At 70.6% G+C, this 17008-nt stretch carries 12 protein-coding genes, 1 tRNA gene and 1 pseudogene; 7 read left to right on the top strand and 7 right to left on the bottom strand.

Annotation, left to right across the window (positions count from 1 at the left end; all coding sequences use genetic code 11):
* Window positions 1–132 precede the first annotated feature (132 nt).
* Complete coding sequence (locus tag ACFXGX_RS40545; RefSeq protein WP_384802601.1) at window positions 133–780, bottom strand: TetR family transcriptional regulator; 648 nt, start codon at window positions 778–780, stop codon at window positions 133–135.
* A gap of 197 nt (window positions 781–977) precedes the next feature.
* Here ACFXGX_RS40545 and ACFXGX_RS40540 point away from each other — a divergent pair, with 197 nt between their 5' ends.
* From ACFXGX_RS40540 to ACFXGX_RS40530, 3 genes are all read left to right on the top strand, one after another.
* Complete coding sequence (locus ACFXGX_RS40540) at window positions 978–1445, top strand: hypothetical protein (protein WP_384802598.1); 468 nt, start codon at window positions 978–980, stop codon at window positions 1443–1445.
* Between the two features lie 187 nt (window positions 1446–1632).
* Complete coding sequence (locus ACFXGX_RS40535) at window positions 1633–2793, top strand: PP2C family protein-serine/threonine phosphatase (RefSeq protein WP_384802595.1); 1161 nt, start codon at window positions 1633–1635, stop codon at window positions 2791–2793.
* A gap of 124 nt (window positions 2794–2917) precedes the next feature.
* On the top strand, window positions 2918–4567 hold the full coding sequence (locus tag ACFXGX_RS40530; RefSeq protein ID WP_384802592.1) for an FAD-dependent monooxygenase: 1650 nt from the start codon (window positions 2918–2920) through the stop codon (window positions 4565–4567).
* Between the two features lie 34 nt (window positions 4568–4601).
* On the opposite strand, the gene ACFXGX_RS40525 is transcribed toward ACFXGX_RS40530, so the two are convergent.
* Entirely contained in the window at window positions 4602–5054 is a 453-nt protein-coding gene (locus ACFXGX_RS40525; RefSeq protein ID WP_384802589.1) for a flavodoxin family protein, read from the bottom strand.
* A 274-nt stretch (window positions 5055–5328) separates the two neighbouring features.
* Here ACFXGX_RS40525 and adhE point away from each other — a divergent pair, with 274 nt between their 5' ends.
* The 3 genes from adhE (at window position 5329) to pflA (ending at window position 11254) form a co-directional block, all read left to right on the top strand.
* Window positions 5329–8019 carry a bifunctional acetaldehyde-CoA/alcohol dehydrogenase gene (gene adhE, locus ACFXGX_RS40520; protein WP_384802586.1) on the top strand — a complete coding sequence of 897 codons (2691 nt, stop codon included), beginning with the start codon at window positions 5329–5331 and terminating at the stop codon, window positions 8017–8019.
* Window positions 8020–8080: 61 nt separating this feature from the next.
* Window positions 8081–10345: a formate C-acetyltransferase gene (pflB, locus tag ACFXGX_RS40515; protein WP_384802583.1), complete on the top strand. Its 2265-nt coding sequence runs from the start codon at window positions 8081–8083 to the stop codon at window positions 10343–10345.
* An 81-nt stretch (window positions 10346–10426) separates the two neighbouring features.
* Window positions 10427–11254, top strand: coding sequence for a pyruvate formate-lyase-activating protein (gene pflA, locus ACFXGX_RS40510; protein WP_384802580.1), 828 nt, complete (start codon window positions 10427–10429; stop codon window positions 11252–11254).
* 45 nt (window positions 11255–11299) lie between these two features.
* Here pflA and ACFXGX_RS40505 read toward each other — a convergent pair whose 3' ends face one another.
* The 4 genes from ACFXGX_RS40505 to ACFXGX_RS40490 all read right to left on the bottom strand — a co-directional run bounded on the left by ACFXGX_RS40505 (window position 11300) and on the right by ACFXGX_RS40490 (window position 15096).
* The gene (locus ACFXGX_RS40505) at window positions 11300–11893 is read right to left on the bottom strand and encodes a uridine kinase (protein WP_384802577.1); all 594 of its coding nucleotides are present in this window, start codon (window positions 11891–11893) and stop codon (window positions 11300–11302) included.
* 143 nt (window positions 11894–12036) lie between these two features.
* Window positions 12037–12110: transfer RNA gene (locus ACFXGX_RS40500), tRNA-Met, on the bottom strand.
* 83 nt (window positions 12111–12193) lie between these two features.
* Window positions 12194–12625, bottom strand: coding sequence for a hypothetical protein (locus tag ACFXGX_RS40495; RefSeq protein ID WP_384802574.1), 432 nt, complete (start codon window positions 12623–12625; stop codon window positions 12194–12196).
* A gap of 377 nt (window positions 12626–13002) precedes the next feature.
* The gene (locus tag ACFXGX_RS40490; protein WP_384802571.1) at window positions 13003–15096 is read right to left on the bottom strand and encodes a DUF1996 domain-containing protein; all 2094 of its coding nucleotides are present in this window, start codon (window positions 15094–15096) and stop codon (window positions 13003–13005) included.
* Between the two features lie 363 nt (window positions 15097–15459).
* Here ACFXGX_RS40490 and ACFXGX_RS40485 point away from each other — a divergent pair, with 363 nt between their 5' ends.
* Complete coding sequence (locus ACFXGX_RS40485; RefSeq protein WP_384802568.1) at window positions 15460–16689, top strand: PP2C family protein-serine/threonine phosphatase; 1230 nt, start codon at window positions 15460–15462, stop codon at window positions 16687–16689.
* 85 nt (window positions 16690–16774) lie between these two features.
* On the opposite strand, the pseudogene ACFXGX_RS40480 reads toward ACFXGX_RS40485, so the two are convergent.
* Window positions 16775–17008, bottom strand: a pseudogene (locus ACFXGX_RS40480) (hypothetical protein); the annotation flags it as partial.

The raw sequence follows: 17008 nt of genomic DNA, 5'->3' as shown, positions 1-17008 counted from the left end.
GCCCCGCCCAGTGCGGGGCACCGGGCTTTCGTGCCTCGGGGGCAGCCACGGGATGAGCGGAACGGCTCGACGGCGCGGGGCGCGACACCGGCCTCCGGGGCCCCGCCCCTCGGGACCGCGCGGAACGGCGCGTCAGGGGCGCGGCGCGGGTCTCCCCGTGGGCCGGGTGTCCCGTGCGGGGCGTCCGGGGCCGCGCAGGGCCTGCCGCAGTTGCGGGCTCATGAGGCGGACCAGCTCGTCGGTCGTCATGGAGGCGATCGGCTCCAGGCGCAGCAGATAGCGGGTGGCGATCAGCCCGGCGATCACGGTGGTGAACGCGGTGGCACGGTGCCGGGCGTCCCGTCCCGGCACGAGGGTCGCGATCCTGTCGACGATCTCGCGCTCCAGCGCCTCCTTCACCAGTGCGCCGAGGGAGTCGTCGTCGATCGCGGTCTTCATCATCGCGAGCAGGGGCGGGCCCGTCACGGGATGGTCCCAGACGGCGACGACCTGGCGGACGACCCGTTCGGGGAATGTGCTGAGGTCCCCTTCCTGCACGACCCGCGCGAGGAGTTCGGCCGGGTTCGCGCCCAGCGCCAGCGCGGCGCCGAACAGCCCCTTCTTCGACCCGAAGTAGTAGCTGATCAGAGCGAGATCGACCTCGGCCTCGCCGGCGACGGACCGGAGGGTCACCGCGTGATAGCCGTCCTCGAGGAAGCGGCGCCGGGCGACCTCCAGGATCGCGGCCCGGGTGTCCGGGGTTCCCGGCCTGCGACCGCGCTGCGCACCGGGTTTATTCATCACGGACGAATTCTACGGCCCGACCGGCACGGTCGCGGGGCGTTCCGATGCGTCACCCTGTGTACCGATGTCGACCTCTTCTTACGAAATGGCATCGTTCATCCGAATGAGTGGTACATCACATTCCGAGGCCGTAGCGTCGAGCCAGAGCCGACACAACGGCGGCCACACGAAAGAGCGTCCCGCACGGAGCTGATATGCGCACAAACTCGATCCGGACCGCGTTCACCATCTGCGCGGCCGCGGCGCTCACAGCGGTGATGGGTACCGCTTCCGCCACCCCCGCGACCTCGCACGCGGCCGCGCACACGGCGCGGCAGCGCCAGGCGCCTCCCGTCCTCGTGGACTGCTTCTGGCATCCGGACGTGCGCCCCGCCGAGTTCATCCTGGCCTGCGGCGACGGCAACAGCCGTCTCGTCTCGCTCCACTGGTCGCAGTGGAACCAGAACTCCGCGGTCGCCCGGGGCGTGAACATGGTGAACGACTGCAAGCCGTACTGCGCGGCGGGCAAGTTCCACTCGTACCCGGTCGTCGTCCGGCTGGACCACCCGCAGCAGTGGAAGAAGGAGCCTCACCTGCGGCACTACACGCAGATGACGCTGACCTACACCCAGAACCACCCGGACGGGTACGCGCAGAAGGTCAGCTACCCGTTGTGGAACTGACGCCGGCCCCTCACGGACCCGGCATCGCGCGCCCCGGGCCCCGCCCGAGGCCGCTCCAACAGGTCACCCGAGTACCGGCGCTCGCGCCGGACTCGCCGACGGTGAACACCGCATGGAACCCCGTAGCCACGGAAACAGGTACAAAATGGGGCATGTGGGTATCCGGCGCATGTCAATGGACCGTCTCGTGGAACAACCGTCGGGCCGCGGTCTGGTGGCGATCCCGCTCGCGTTGATCGTCGTGATCACCGTGGTGGACATCCGCTCCCCCACCGACGTGCACCTGGGGCCCCTGCTCGTCATCGCGCCGACCCTCACGGCCTCGCTCGCGGGCCCCGGGCTGACGGCTCTGGTCGGTCTCCTCGCGGTCGCCGCCCAGGTGGTCGTCGCCTTCCTCCACGGCGGAATCGGCACCACCAATCACATCGCCCAGCTGATCGCGCTGGTGGTGCTCTCCGCCCTGGTCGTGTTCGTGTGTCGGGTACGGGAGCGACGCGCCCAGGAGCTGGTGCGGGCGCGCTCCGTGGCCGAGACCGCGCAACGGGTTCTGCTGCGGCCGCCACCTCGCCGGATCGGTCCGCTGCGCGTGGCCTGGCTGTATCTGGCCGCCGACGACGACACGCAGATCGGCGGCGACCTGTTCGCGGTCACCCGGGCCGCCGACGCGTCCACCCGCGTCATCATCGGGGACGTCCGGGGCAAGGGGCTGGCCGCCATCGGCGAGGCCTCGGTGGTGCTGGGCGCCTTCCGGGAGGGCGCCCACCGCTACGACACCCTGCCGGAACTGACGGCGGCCCTCGAGGTGAGCGTGTGCCGGGACCTGGACGAGGTGGCCGACACCGAGCACGACCCGGGCGAACACTTCGTCACGGCCCTCGTTCTCGACATCGCCGACGACGGCACGCAGGTCGAAATGATCAACTGCGGTCATCCGCCGCCGCTGCTCCTGCGTGATCACCAGGTGAGCGTCCTGCAGGCACGGTATCCCGTGCCCCCGCTGGGCATGTGCGAGCTGCCCGCGTCCAGCCACCACACCGATCCGTTCGTCTTCGAGGCCGGCGACTTCCTGCTGCTGTACACCGACGGCGTGATCGAGGCCCGCTCACCTGACGGCACCTTCTACCCCCTGGCCGAGCGGGTCGCCGGCTTCACCGCCTCCAACCCCGACGTCCTGCTGCGCCAGATCCACGACGACCTCGTCCGGCACATCGGCGACCAGCCCGGCGACGACGCCGCCTTCCTGGTCATCGAACGCGTCGCCGCGCACCACCTCCGCCTCGCCCACCGCCCCCTGGACGGCCATCACCGGCTTCCCACCGACGGATCGCCCCCTCCCGCACAACGCTGAGACACCGGCGCCGGGGCGACCCGGCTCGCTCCTCACACACGTGCCCGGTGGCAGGGCCGGTCGCCCCGGGGCCACGATGGAGGGAGATCGACTCGACGCAGGGGGCACACCCAGGGAGGCTTCCGTGGCCCACACCTTCGGAACCGATGTCGTGGTGGCGGGTGCGGGCCCCGTGGGTCTCACCGCGGCCGTGGAGCTGCGCCGCCGCGGGGTCCGCTGCCGTATCGTCGACCGGCTTCCGGAGCGGCTCCCGTACGCGAAGGCGGTGGGCATCCAGCCGCGCACGCTGGAGATCTGGGACCACATGGGGCTCACCCGCACCGTCCTGGAGGCGGCGGCACCGATGTACGGGCAGCTCGCCTACGTCAACGGCTCCGAGAAGGCCCGGATCGACTTCGCCCTGCCGCCCGAGGTGCCGTACGGCTTCGCCGCCCTGCCGCAGTACGAGACCGAACGCATCCTCGAGGAACATCTCGCACGGTTCGGAACCGGGATCGAACGGGACACGGAACTGGTCTCGTTCAGCCAGGACGCCGACGGTGTGACCGTAACCCTGCGGTCGGCGTCCGGGGCCGAGGAAGAGGTCAGGGCGCGCTATCTGGTGGGCTGCGACGGCGCGCACAGCATCGTACGCAAGAAGCTGGGTCTCACCTTCGAGGGGAGCGCGTTCCCCGAGGAGTACATGCTCGGCGACGTGGAGGTGGACTGGGACATGCCGCCGGGCTACGGCGTCCGTGCCATGCACCACAACGGCGACGGCGCGGTGGACGACATCCTGGTGTGCATCCCGCTGCCCGGCGACAACCGGTACCGGACCTCGATGAAGGTCCCGCCCGAACTCTCCGCCGCGGCGCGGGACGACGGGCCGGGCGGTCCGGCGGACGGCATCGCCCACGGCCTGGACGGCAGCGTCGCGCCCTCGCTCCCGGACATCCAGGCGGTGCTGGACCGGATGTCCCCCCGGCCCGCGACCGCCTCCCGCCTGCGCTGGTCCTCGGTCTTCCGCATCAGCCACCGGATCGTCGACCGCTACGGCGACGGCCGCGTCTTCGTCGCGGGCGACGCGGCGCACATCCACCCGCCGACCGGCGCCCAGGGCATGAACACGGGTATCCAGGACGCCTGGAACCTGGCCTGGAAGCTCGCCCTCGCCGTCGAGGGCGGCGCGCACCACGAACTGGCGGCCAGTTACGACGCCGAGCGGCGGCCCGTGGGCGAGGAGGTCGTCGCGCGCACGGTCCGCCACGCGGCGCACGGTGTCCAGGCCGACCCGGACGACCCGGGGACCGTGATGCTCCGCGAGGCACAGCTCCTCGTCGGCTACCGCGACAGCCCTCTCGTGGGCCCGGCCTCCGAAGGCCCCGGCCCCCGGCCGGGCGACCGGGCACCCGACTGCACCGGCCTCACGGCGCACATCGCCGCCTTCCCGCTGCGCCTGTACGACCTCCTGCGCGACCGCGGGCACGTCCTGCTCGTCTACGGGGACGGCGAGCAGGGCCGTCAACTCGCGGATGTGGCGGGCGAGTTCTCCGGAGGGCGGGTCGGCACCTGTCTGATCCGGCCCGCCGGGAGCGCCCCGGACAGCTCCGGCCCGCCGGCGTACGTCGACACGCTCGGCGAGTTCGCCCGTCTCTACGGGGTCTCCGACGGGGCGACCGCCTTCCTGGTCCGCCCGGACGGATACATCGGCGCCCGCCTCCGCCCGCCGACGGCTGCGGAGCTGACGGCCCACCTGGCCCGCACCTTCGTCCCGGCCGACTCCGGCACCCGGTAGCGGCGTCGGCTCTCTTCGGCCTCAACGGGCGGGCTCAGTGCATCAGTTGGGCCGCGAGGGTCGCGCCGAGCTCCCAGCACGCCTCGATGTCGCCCTTGTCCGGCTCGCCGGTCACCTTCACCGCCTCGGCCGCACGGCGCCAACCGAGGCCCGTCGTCACGGACTCGATTCCGCGCACCGCCCCCGTGACGTCGTTCCCGCCGTGCACGTAGTAGCCGAAGGGGCGCGCGGCCGTCGCGTCCAGGCACGGGTAGTAGACCTGGTCGAAGAAATGCTTCAGCGCGCCCGACATGTAGCCGAGGTTGGCCGGGGTGCCGAGCACATAGCCGTCGGCGGCCAGCACGTCCGACGCGGTGGCCTCCAGCGCCGCCCGCCGCACCACCTGGACGCCCTCGATCTCGGGCGCCGTCGCGCCGGAGAGCACGGCTTCGAACATGGCCTGGCAGTTGGGCGAGGGCGTGTGATGCACGATCAGCAGAGTAGGCACACCCCGCACCCTGCCCCGCGGCCCGCCGACACCGCAAGCACCACCGGCCGCGCCGCCAGGCGCCACCGCAAGCACCCCGGGCCGCGCCGACGGCCGACCGCCCTCCGGACGCCCGACAATCCGCGCTCCGACACCGTCCGTCACGTGCCACGCACGTGCCGGAAGGCGGGGTTCCGCCCGGCTGCACGATCGGGCCCGCGGTGCGAGGCTGGAATCAATCCGGAGCCGCTGAAGCCCGGCTGTTTCGGCACACCTCGACTCGAAGGGTGATCCGATGACCAGCCGCAAGAAGAGGGACGGCCAGCACACCTCCGGGGCCGGAGCGGCCACCGCTCCCGCCGCCCGATCCGGTTCCGCCGGGGTCGGGCAGGACGTGGACGAGCTGGTCGCTCGCGGCCTGGAGTCACTGGACGAGTACGCCGACTACACCCAGGAGCAGATCGACCACATAGTGAAGAAGGCCAGTCTGGCCGCGCTCGCCGAGCACACCCGGCTCGCCATGATGGCGGTCGAGGAGACCGGGCGCGGCGTCTTCGAGGACAAGGCCGTCAAGAACATCTTCGCCTGCGAGAACATCACCCACTCGATGAAGGGCGTGAAGACCGTCGGGGTGATCCGCCGCGACGACATCGACGGGATCGTGGAGATCGCCGAGCCCGTCGGGGTGATCGCGGGCGTCACCCCGGTCACCAACCCCACGTCCACCACCATCTTCAAGGCCCTGATGGCGCTGAAGACCCGCAACCCGATCATCTTCGGCTTCCACCCGGCCGCGCAGAACTGCTCCGCGGAGGCCGCCCGGATCGTCCGGGACGCGGCCGTGCGCGCCGGAGCCCCCGCGCACTGCGTGCAGTGGATCGAGCGGCCTTCCAAGGAGGCCACCAGCGCCCTGATGAACCATCCCGGGGTGGCGTCGATCCTGGCCACGGGGGGCAACGCGATGGTCCGGGCCGCCTACAGTTGCGGCAAGCCCGCGCTGGGCGTCGGGGCCGGCAACGTGCCCGCGTACATAGAGAAGAGCGCCCGGATACGGCGTGCGGTCAACGACGTGGTGCTCTCCAAGACCTACGACTACGGCATGGTGTGCGCCTCCGAACAGGCCGTGATCCTCGACCGGGAGATCCGCGACGAGGCCATCGGGGAGTTCCGCAAACTCAAGGCGTACACGGTCAACGACCAGGAGAAGGCGCTGCTGGAGGCGTACCTGTTCGGTGTCGGCGCCGAACAGCAGGGCGGACGCGACTGCGCGGGCGCCCAGTTGAACGCCGACATCGTGGGACAGAGCGCGGTCGCCATCGCCGGGGGCGCCGGATTCGAGGTGCCCGAGGACACCTCGGTGCTCCTGGTCGAGGTCTCCGAGGTCGGCGTCGAGGAGCCGATGACCCGGGAGAAGCTCTGCCCGGTGCTGGCCGTGCTGACGGTGGACAGCCGGGCCGACGGGGTGCGGCTGGCCACGGAGATGGTGGAGTTCAACGGTCTGGGCCACTCGGCCGCCGTACACACCGAGGACCCGGCCTTCGCCGAGGAGTACGGGCATGCGGTCAAGGCCTGCCGGGTGATCTGGAACGCGCCCACCTCGCAGGGCGGAATCGGTGACGTCTACAACGCGTTCATGCCGTCCCTGACGCTGGGCTGCGGCTCGTACGGCAGCAACTCGGTCTCCGGGAACGTCACCGCGCTGAACCTGATCAACATCAAGCGGATCGGGCGGCGGAACAACAACATGCAGTGGTTCAAGATCCCCTCGAAGATCTACTTCGAGCGCGACTCCATCAAGTACCTCGCCGACATGCGCCGCGGCAGCCGGGTCGTCGTCGTCACCGACAAGACCATGGTGGAGATCGGCCACCTGGAGCGGATCCGCACCGTACTGCGGCGCCGCAGCGAGCCCACCGAGGTCCGGGTCATCGACAACGTCGAGCCCAACCCGAGCATCGACACCGTACGCGCGGGCGCCGAGATGATGCGCCACTTCGAGCCGGACACCATCATCGCCCTCGGCGGCGGTTCGCCGATGGACGCGGCCAAGGTGATGTGGCTGATGTACGAACACCCGGAGGTCGAGTTCGGCGACCTGAAGGAGAAGTTCTTCGACATCCGCAAGCGCGCCTTCACCTTCCCCGACCTGGGCGCGAAGGCCGACCTGGTGTGCATCCCCACCACCTCGGGCACCGGCAGCGAGGTCACCCCGTTCGCCGTCATCACCGACACCGCCACCGGGCAGAAGTACCCGCTGGCCGACTACGCGCTGACGCCGAGCGTCGCCATCTGCGACCCGGCGCTCACGCTCAACCTGCCCAGGGCCATCACCGCGGACTCCGGATTCGACGCGCTCACGCACTGTCTGGAGACCTACGTCTCGGTGTACGCCAACGACTTCACCGACGGGCTGGCGCTCCAGGGCATCCGGCTGATCTTCGACAACCTCGAACCGGCCGTGGTCAACGGGCCGAACGACCCCGTGGCCCGGGAACGCATGCACAACGCGGGCACCATCGCCGGCATGGCCTTCGGCTCGGCGTTCCTCGGCGTCGTGCACGCCATGGCGCACACCCTGGGCGCGACCTTCCACGTCGCCCACGGCCGCACCAACGCGCTGCTGCTGCCGCACGTCGTCCGCTACAACGGGTCGGCGCCCACGAAGGTCACCAGTTGGCCGAAGTACCACGAGTACATCGCGCCCGAGCGCTACCAGGACGTCGCCCGGATGCTGAACCTGCCGGCCGACACCCCGGAGGAGGGTGTGGAGTCCCTGGCCCACGCGCTGGAGGAACTGCGCGAGAGGGTCGGCATCCCGCGGTCGTTCAAGGACGCCGGGGTCGACGAGGCGGCGTTCCTGGACGCCCTGCCCGAGCAGGCGATGAACGCGTACGAGGACCAGTGCGCGCCCGCCAACCCGAGGCTGCCGATGCTGGCCGACATGCAGGAACTGATGCGCCGCGCCTACTACGGCGACCCGGTGTGAGCCCCCGCGGAGAGCGCGGGAACGACGAGACCCCGATCGACCGAGAAGGAGTCGTACACCGATGACCACGCAGCAGCAGCGGGCCGTCCGCAGCGCCTGGGACGGCTTCCGGGGAGGTCTGTGGCGGGACGAGATCAACGTACGGGACTTCATCCAGCAGAACTACACCCCGTACGAAGGTGACAAGTCCTTCCTGGCCGGTCCCACCGAGCGCACCACGGCCGTGTGGAAGAAGATCACCGATCTGTTCCCGGACGAGCGCGCCAAGGGCGTCCTGGACGTGTCGTACGACGTCCCGTCCACCATCACCGCCCACCCGCCGGGCTATATCGACCAGGACCGGGAGCTGATCGTCGGTCTCCAGACCGACGCCCCCCTGAAGCGGGCGATCATGCCCTTCGGTGGCTGGCGGATGGTGGCCGGGGCTCTGCAGACCTACGGCTATCCCGTCTCGTCGGAGCTGGAGAAGGTCTTCACCCAGTACCGCAAGACCCACAACGCCGGGGTGTTCGACGCGTACACCCCGCAGATCAGGGCGGCCCGGAAGGCGGGCATCGTCACCGGCCTGCCCGACGCCTACGGCCGGGGCCGCATCATCGGCGACTACCGGCGGGTCCCGCTGTACGGCGTCGACCGGCTGATCGAGGCCAAGCGGGAGGAGAAGGCCGGTCTGGACGCCATGCCCCGCGACGCCTCACGCATGGAGGAGGTGATCCGCGAACGCGAGGAGATCTCCGAGCAGATCCGCGCGCTGGGCGAGCTGAAGGAGATGGCCGCCTCCTACGGATCCGACATCTCGGTCCCGGCGAGCACCGGCCGCGAGGCCGTGCAGTGGCTGTACTTCGCCTACCTCGCGGCGGTGAAGGAGCAGAACGGCGCGGCGATGTCCCTCGGCCGCACCTCCACCTTCCTCGACGCCTACCTCCAGCGGGACATCGACGCCGGGATCCTCGACGAGAGCGCGGCGCAGGAGATCGTCGACGACTTCATCGTCAAACTGCGGATCGTGCGGTTCCTGCGCACCCCGGAGTACGACGAGCTGTTCTCCGGCGACCCGACCTGGGTCACGGAGTCCATCGGCGGCATCGGTTCGGACGGCCGCACCCTGGTCACCCGGACCTCCTTCCGCTATCTGCAGACCCTGTACAACCTGGGGCCCGCGCCCGAGCCGAACATGACGGTGTTCTGGTCTCCGGCGCTTCCGCAGGGCTTCAAGGAGTTCTGCGCGCAGGTCTCGATCGACACCTCCAGCCTGCAGTACGAGTCCGACGAACTGATGCGCCCGCGCTTCGGTGACGACACCGCCATCGCCTGCTGTGTCTCGGCGATGGAGGTCGGCAAGCAGATGCAGTTCTTCGGCGCCCGGGTCAATCTCGCCAAGACACTGCTGTACGCGATCAACGGCGGCCGGGACGAGGTGTCCGGCGCCCAGGTCGGCCCGGCCACCGGGGCGGTCACCAGCGCGACCCTGGACTACGACGAGGTGCTGAGCAAGCTCGACGAGCAGATGGAGTGGCTGGCCGAGACCTATGTCCACGCCCTCAACGTCATCCATTACATGCACGACAAGTACGCCTACGAACGGCTGGAGATGGCACTCCACGACCGTGATATCCGGCGCACGATGGCGTGCGGCATCGCCGGGCTCTCGGTCGCCGCGGACTCCCTGTCGGCGATCAAGTACGCCGAGGTCGTTCCGGTGCGGGACGAGACGGGACTGGCCGTGGACTTCCGCATCGAGGGCGCCTACCCGGCGTACGGCAACAACGACGAGCGGCCCGACGCGATCGCGGTGTGGCTGGTCGAGGAGTTCATGCGCAAGGTGCGCAAGCACCCCACCTACCGGGGCGCCGAGCACACACAGTCGGTGCTCACCATCACCTCGAACGTGGTGTACGGGAAGAAGACCGGCAACACCCCCGACGGCCGCCGCGCGGGCGAGCCGTTCTCGCCGGGCGCCAACCCGATGAACGGCCGTGACACCCACGGTTACGTGGCCAGCGCGCTGTCGGTGGCCAAGCTGCCCTACGAGCAGGCGGAGGACGGCGTCTCGCTCACGAACACGATCACCCCCGACGCGCTGGGGCGCACCCCCGAGGACCGGATCCGCAACCTGGCGGGAGTCCTGGACGGCTTCGTCACCTCCCAGGGCTTCCACATGAACGTCAACGTGCTCAACCGGAACACGCTGATGGACGCGATGGAGCATCCGGAGAAGTACCCGCAGCTCACCGTCCGGGTCAGCGGTTACGCGGTCAACTTCGTACGGCTGACACGCGAGCAGCAGCTCGACGTGCTGGGCCGCACCTTCCACGGGTCGCTGTAGCCGTCGGCCTCCCGGGAAGCGCGGACCGCGTACCGCGTACCGCGCTCCCCGGGAACCGCCACGACGGAAGGAGGCTTCGCCATGACCCTGATCCAGCCGGGACACGCTCTCCTGCCCATCGTCTCCACCGACCCCGACAGACCGGTCGAGCAGGCCGTCCCGCGGCGCGGCACCGGGCCGCTCACCGGATCGGTGCACTCCTGGGACGTCTCCACCGGTGTCGACGGTCCCGGCACCCGTTTCGTCCTCTTCGTGGCCGGCTGCCCGCTGGCCTGTCTGTACTGCCAGAACCCCGACACCCTGCGGATGAGCAACGGCAAGCGCGCCACGACCGACGAGGTCGTCGCGGAGGCGGCCAAGTACGTACCGTTCATCCGCGCCGCCGGCGGCGGCTTCACCGTCAGCGGAGGGGAGCCGATGCTCCAGCCGGACTTCATCGGCGAGATCCTGGGCCGCTGCCACGACGACCTGGGCCTGCACACGGCCCTGGACACCTCCGGCTTCCTCGGCGCCCGCGCCACCGACGCCTTTCTGGACAGCGTCGACCTGGTGCTCCTGGACATCAAGTCCTGGGACCGCGAGCTCTACATGCGCCTCACCAGCCGTCAGTTGGAGCCGACGCTGGTCTTCGCCCGTCGCCTGGCCGAACTCGGCAAGGAGGTCTGGGTCCGCTTCGTCCTGGTCCCTGGACTGACCGACCCCCCGGAGAACGTGGCGGGAGTCGCCGCCTTCACGGCGTCCCTCGGCAACGTCACCCGTGTCGACGTCCTGCCCTTCCACAAGTTCGGCGCCGACAAGTGGGCCGGCCTCGGCATGAACTTCACCCTCGCCTCCACTCCCGTCCCGAGCGCCGCCCAGATCGCCGAAGCCCGCTCCGTCTTCGCCTCGTACGGCCTGTACGCGGTGTGACCGTCCGACCGAGGGCGGTGTCCCTTGTGGTCCGGCCGCCTGCGCTCAGTGCCCGGGGACCACGAGATGAGCCCTGTCCCGGGGGCGGGTCGTGGTCAGGTAGTGCTCCTCGGCCAGGCGCCAGCGGGCCTCCCAGTCGATCGGTCCGTGATCGTCACCACGGGCCCGCAGCCGGCGCATGGACTCTTCGGGCGGGGTGTCGACGTAGACGACCAGGTCGTAGTGGTCGACGAGTTCGGGCCGGGCCGTGTAGACGCCCTCGACGAGGACGATGCCATCACAGGGGACGGCGCACAGCTCGTCCGTCGCCAGGGACCCGGTCGGCCAGTCGTAGCGCCGGTAGTGCGCGTCGTGGCCGGTGGCGAGCGGGGTGAGGACCTCGTCGCGCAGCCGCTGCCAGTCGAAGTAGCGGTCGTAGCCCTCGGCGGGGGTCAGTGCGGCGCGTTCGTCCGCGTCCATCGGACGGTAGAAGTCGTCTCCGTGCACGACCACGGCATCGCCGAGCCGGGCCACGGCCGACGCCAGGGTCGACTTGCCCGACCCGCCCATGCCGTCCACGGCGATCAGCGCCAGTCCTTGGTTGCCGCGGGCGCGAGCGGCGGCCACGACGCGCTCCGCGACAGCTTCGATCTTCGTCATGGGGAGATTGTGGCGGCACCTGGCGCCGCGTCCATGACGAATGAGCACACTCTCGTACGTTCCGACGACTCACGGGTCCGGGCGGACGAGGCGGAACACACGACAGAGGGGCCGACACGTGTGTCGGCCCCTCTGTCTTCGAGTAGCGGGGACAGGATTTGAACCTGCGACCTCTGGGTTATGAGCCCAGCGAGCTACCGAGCTGCTCCACCCCGCGTCGGTGAACACAACTCTACGTCATCTTTTCCGGTCCCAGGACCATGATCGCCCGCGGGCGATGCCGGAATGCTCCGCGAGAGGTCACACGTCGGTGGGCAGACCGCTCACCTCGGCGATACCCCGCAGCTCCTCGTCCTGACGGTGCCGCTCGCCGATGAAGTCGGCGATCTCCTTGCACCGCTCGGGATCGTCCGCCGTGCCCGAGTCCGTGACGACCCGGACGACACCGATCTCCTCGGTCTCCAGCTCGACGATCCGGTTGTCCAGACGTCCCGTGACGGCCACGGCGACCACGAGGGACGCCTCGTCACGGACCTCCTGCGGGACGCTGTCGGGTTCCTCGCCGTCGAGACACAGTTCGATCGCTCCCACCCTCTCCTCCCTGATCGCTTCGAGTACGGGCTCGACCATGCGCAGCAAGAGCGCGTAGTCCGCCGGATCCATGCGCAGGCGGAGCATTTCGAGGTACAGGTCGAGGGGCCGGTCATCCGGTGCCTGCTCTGATGCGTCCATGGAGCTTCGCCTTCCCCAATGTGGACGACATGATCGCGTCTCACACCAGCATGCTGTGAATCGGCGCACACCGCCGGTCGAGACGGCAGCCCGGAACACGGCCGAGGGGGCTCGTGGCCTGTCTTCACAGGTCTACACCGCCCCCCAACACCGCCGGGGGAGAAAACCCCGGCAGAGGCCCCGCCCCGGGGGGGGCCCCCCCGCCCGCGGTGCGCGCGCCCCCCCCTCTGCGGGGGGTGGGGGTGGGGGGTTTTTTCTCCCCCCCCCCCCCCCCCCCTCAAACTCGTCGTTCGGAACTCGTCCGTCAGGACTCGTCCGGCGGGTTTCGCCCGTCAGGGTTCATCCCTCGGAAGTCGCCCGTACCGGGCCGGTCCGTGTCACCCGTAGGTGCGCCGGATCCGGTAGAGCACGAAGGCGCCGGCGAGCACGCAGATCCCGCCGATGATGCCCGGCCACAGGTTCGCCCCGGTCTCGGCGAGCCCGCCGGTCCCGACCGCCTGCGGTTCGATCCCCGAAGTGGCCGGCGGGTAGGACTCGGCCGCGGGCTGCGTCTGCGCGGGTGTACCCACCTCGCCACCCTGGTCGTCGCCCGCGGTCTCCCGCGGCGAGGACGTCACGTCGGACTTGGGCTCCACCGTGGCGGTGGGGGCGTCGTCCCCGGCCGGCTCGGTGCCCGGCGCTTCCTCGGTGGGCTCGGCGGTCTGGCCGTCGCCGTTGTCACCCGCGTTTCCGCCCTTGCCGTCGTCCGCGGTGGGCGCCGGCTCCTCGGAAGGGTTCTCGGAGGGGTTCGGGTCCGCTTCCGAGGGGTTCGGGTCCGCCTCGGACGGATTCGGGTCAGCGCTCTCCGACGGGTTCGGGTCCGCCTCGGACGGGTTCGGGTCGGCGGTCTGCGACGGCTCGTCGGTGGCAGGCGGGTCCTCCTGCTGCCCACCCCCGTTGCCGTTGCCGTTGCCGCCCCCGTTGCCGGCGCCCGCACCGCACTTCTTGCCACTGTTGATGCAGTCGACCACGTCGTTCATGGTGCCTTCGTCGAAGACGTTGATGAAGTCGCCGTGGTCCGTGACCGGCTTGTGGAGGTTCTCGGGGAAGGAGTCGACCGCGAACAGCGGCGCCGTACGGCCACCGTCCTGCAGGCTCGGCGCGTCGATGGCGTAGACGATGCGCTGCACCAACTGCGGAATGGCCTTGAAATTGGCCGGGCAGTTGCCCTGGGCGTCCGCGAAGGCCACGTGGGTACGGTGGTTGGCGCTGTCGATGTTCGCGCCGTCCCAGCAGCTCTGGAACTTGAAGGTGCGCACCACGTCGCTGCCCTGCGGGCACAGCGGGTACTTGTCCTTCAACTGCCGGTCCTCGAAGCCGGTGCAGCTCCAGGAGGCATTGGCGTTCGCGGGCCCGTTGACGAACGCCTTGGCGTCGCCGGTGATGATGCGCAGCAGGCGGGGCATGGCCGTGACCTTGCTGCGCGGGTTGCCGACGAAGGTCAGCGTGACCTGCTTGGGCGTGACGATCTGACCGGCGTTGCCCTCGGTCCCGCCTCCGGGGGCTCCCGCGTCGCGTTCCTGCTTGCCGTTCTGGAGGCGCACCACGGGCCAGTAGTACGAGGACTTGTCGCCCTTGTCCTGGCAGGAGGTGTCGGCCTTGGCCAGGTCGTCGTCACTGGCGAACGCGGTGTTGGACTGGTTGCCGATGTAGTCGTGGAAGTGGTGGGCGCCGTTGGTGACACCGGGAGCCACGATCACGTTGTCCGAGTTGAACAGGCCGTTGGCGTTCACACCGCAGCTGGAGACGAACTCGCCCTGGGAGGCGTCGGCCTGGGGCTGCGGGTTCTGCGCGTTGGGCTGGACGGACTTGATGTCGGCGTAGTCGGCTGCCACCGGGCCGTTGCCGGCCGGGGCGCCCTGCTGCTGGCCGCCCTGGTCCTGCGGCGCGGCGCTCGCGCTCGGTGACGCGCCGCCGCCCTGGTCCTGCGGCGCGGCGCTCTGGCCGGTGTCCGCCCCGGTGCCGGGCTGGTTGCCGGAAGGGCGCAGTGTGCAGGCCGCGAAACCGTCGAGCCCGCTCGGCGGGTCGCCCGCGGCGTCGATGGCGGCCACGATGCGGCCGATCGACTCGGCCCGCTTCTCCTTCAGCGGATTCATGACGGCGTCGGCGCCGCTGTCGCCGTTCTGCTGCATCTGGTCGGCCTGGGCCTGGAGTTGCCGGTACGCCTCGGCGATCTGCTGGTCCAGGTCGCCGAGTTCCTTGTCGACGCCCTCCTTGGCGGCGTCCGGGACCGTCTTCAACTGGTCGCCGACGTCAGGGCAGTCGATGGTGGCGGAGCCGGCGGACAGGACCTGCGCGTCCGTCGCGCCGGTCTCGGACGCCGAGGCGTAGACGTTGATTCCTACGAGTCCGCCTCCGCCCAGTATCAGTGCGAAAGCTGCAGAGGTCGCGCGGCGTGCGCCCGTTGGGCGTCTGCGCTTGTTGCGTCCCAAGGTGGTGCTCCTACGCGTCGTGGTCGGCTCGACATGGAAATCCCCCGGCCCTATACGCGCGCGGGTCGCGTTGTGTTCAGCCGTCCCTGAAATTCACAGTGACCCCGTATGGAGCAACTGCCCCAGGGCGCTTCGGTGAACGCCTGGACACCCGCTCTCCCCGGGCGGACCGGGCACGCCGGGCGCGGCCCGGGCACCCCTGCGGTTGCACCGGGCGCGGACCGGTGGCCTGATGGGAACACTGCACCATGCGTGTGCCCTGGGCGTGGTCGCGGTCATGCCCAGGGCCGGTGGGGCAGGGCAAGGTGCTCCGCCGCTTCCACCGTGAGCAGGGCCAGGGCAGCGGCATGAGGCGGTGAACCAGTGACGGGAGCGGAGATCGACTTCCGCGGTGTCTTCCACGCCCTGCCCGGCATGGTCGCCCTGCTCACCCCCGAGATGGTCTTCGTGGACGCCAACGACGACTACCTGAGCAATTCCGGGCGCTCCCGGGAGCAACTGGTCGGCCGGTACCTCTTCGACGTCTTTCCCGACCGGCCGGGCGACCCCGCCTCCACCGGGATGCGGAACCTGGCGGCGTCCCTGAGCCGGGTGGTGGAGTCCGGGGAACGCGACGCCATGGCCCTGCAGCGCTACGACGTGCAGTCCCTGGACCGGCCGGGTGTCTGGGAGGAGCGGTACTGGAGCCCGGTCAACGCCCCCGTGCTCCACGAGGACGGCACCGTGGCCCTGGTGGTCCACCGGGTGGAGGAGGTCACCGAGTTCATCCGCGCCCGCGGCGGGCTCGAGCAGGGCGGCCGGAGCCCCTTGCTGGAGATCGATCTGTTCACGCGGGCCCGCGAACTGCACCAGCTCAACGAGCGCCTGCGGCGTGCCCACGCCCGGGAGCGGGAGGTGGCCGTCGCCCTCCAGGACGCGCTGCTTCCCTCACCCGACCAGTCCGGGCCACACCGCGCGGCCGTGCGCTACCGGCCGGCCACCAGTTCGCTGAACGTGTGCGGTGACTGGTACGACCTGGTGACGCTGAACGACGGGCGGATGGCGGTCGCCGTGGGCGATGTCGTGGGCCACGGCCTCTCCGCCGCCTGCGTCATGGGCCAGTTGCGCAGTGCCCTCAGTGCCGCGTCCCGTGCCGCCGAAGGTCCCGCACGCGCCCTGGAGGTGCTCGGGCTGTACGCGCGTTCCGTGGAGGGCGCCGAGTCCACCACGGCGGTGACGGCCTGGATCGACTGGGAGACCCACACCATCCGGTACAGCAGCGCCGGGCATCCTCCGCCGGCTCTCCTGCGCGGTGACGGGAGCGTGGAGTTCCTGGACGGGGCGACCGACCCGCCGCTGGGAGCCCGGCCCGAACATGTGGAGCGCCCCGAGGCCGCGACGGACTTCACCGCGGGCGACACCCTCGTCCTGTACACCGACGGTCTGATCGAACGGCGCCGCGAGGACATCGACGTGGGCCTCGGGCGCCTGGCCGCCGCGCTGACCCACCACCGCCGGGCCGAGCCCGAGGCCCTCGCCGACGCTCTGCTGTCGGACCTGCTCCCGCCCGTCGGCATCACCGACGACACGGCGCTGGTGATCCTCCGGCTGTGAGCCCGCCCGGCGCGGGACGGCTCAGGCACTCTCGGCAGCCCGACGCCCCCGGACGACCGGCGCCGACGGCCGCCGGACCGTGGCGTCACGCGGTGGAACCCGCCGTGGTGAGGCGGTGGGAGCGGACGACCGCGAGCACGCATGCGGCGAGGAGGGCCGCGGCCAGGGCGGCCAGGTCACGCAGTGGCCCCGTCGTCACGGGTCCCGTGGCCAGAGCACGTGGCGGCATCCGGCCCTCCGGGTCGTAGGCGACGGCGAGGAAGTCCCCCGGCCGGGTGGTCCGCCCGCATCCCCGCAGGACGCGCACCGTGAGCGGTGC

Origin of the sequence: Streptomyces sp. NPDC059371, assembly GCF_042751995.1 — a bacterium.
In the GTDB taxonomy this organism is placed as follows: domain Bacteria; phylum Actinomycetota; class Actinomycetes; order Streptomycetales; family Streptomycetaceae; genus Streptomyces.
The sequence above is the reverse complement of the archived record's forward strand: the minus strand, read 5'-3'. Positions and strand labels throughout refer to the sequence as shown.

What these genes read in the sequence shown, in the direction of transcription:
- ACFXGX_RS40545 (WP_384802601.1), bottom strand. Translation starts at nt 780, where the DNA reads ATGAATAAACCCGGTGCGCAGCGCGGTCGCAGGCCGGGAACCCCGGAC.
- ACFXGX_RS40540 (WP_384802598.1), top strand. Translation starts at nt 978, where the DNA reads ATGCGCACAAACTCGATCCGGACCGCGTTCACCATCTGCGCGGCCGCG.
- adhE (WP_384802586.1), top strand. Translation starts at nt 5,329, where the DNA reads ATGACCAGCCGCAAGAAGAGGGACGGCCAGCACACCTCCGGGGCCGGA.
- pflB (WP_384802583.1), top strand. Translation starts at nt 8,081, where the DNA reads ATGACCACGCAGCAGCAGCGGGCCGTCCGCAGCGCCTGGGACGGCTTC.
- pflA (WP_384802580.1), top strand. Translation starts at nt 10,427, where the DNA reads ATGACCCTGATCCAGCCGGGACACGCTCTCCTGCCCATCGTCTCCACC.
- ACFXGX_RS40505 (WP_384802577.1), bottom strand. Translation starts at nt 11,893, where the DNA reads ATGACGAAGATCGAAGCTGTCGCGGAGCGCGTCGTGGCCGCCGCTCGC.
- ACFXGX_RS40495 (WP_384802574.1), bottom strand. Translation starts at nt 12,625, where the DNA reads ATGGACGCATCAGAGCAGGCACCGGATGACCGGCCCCTCGACCTGTAC.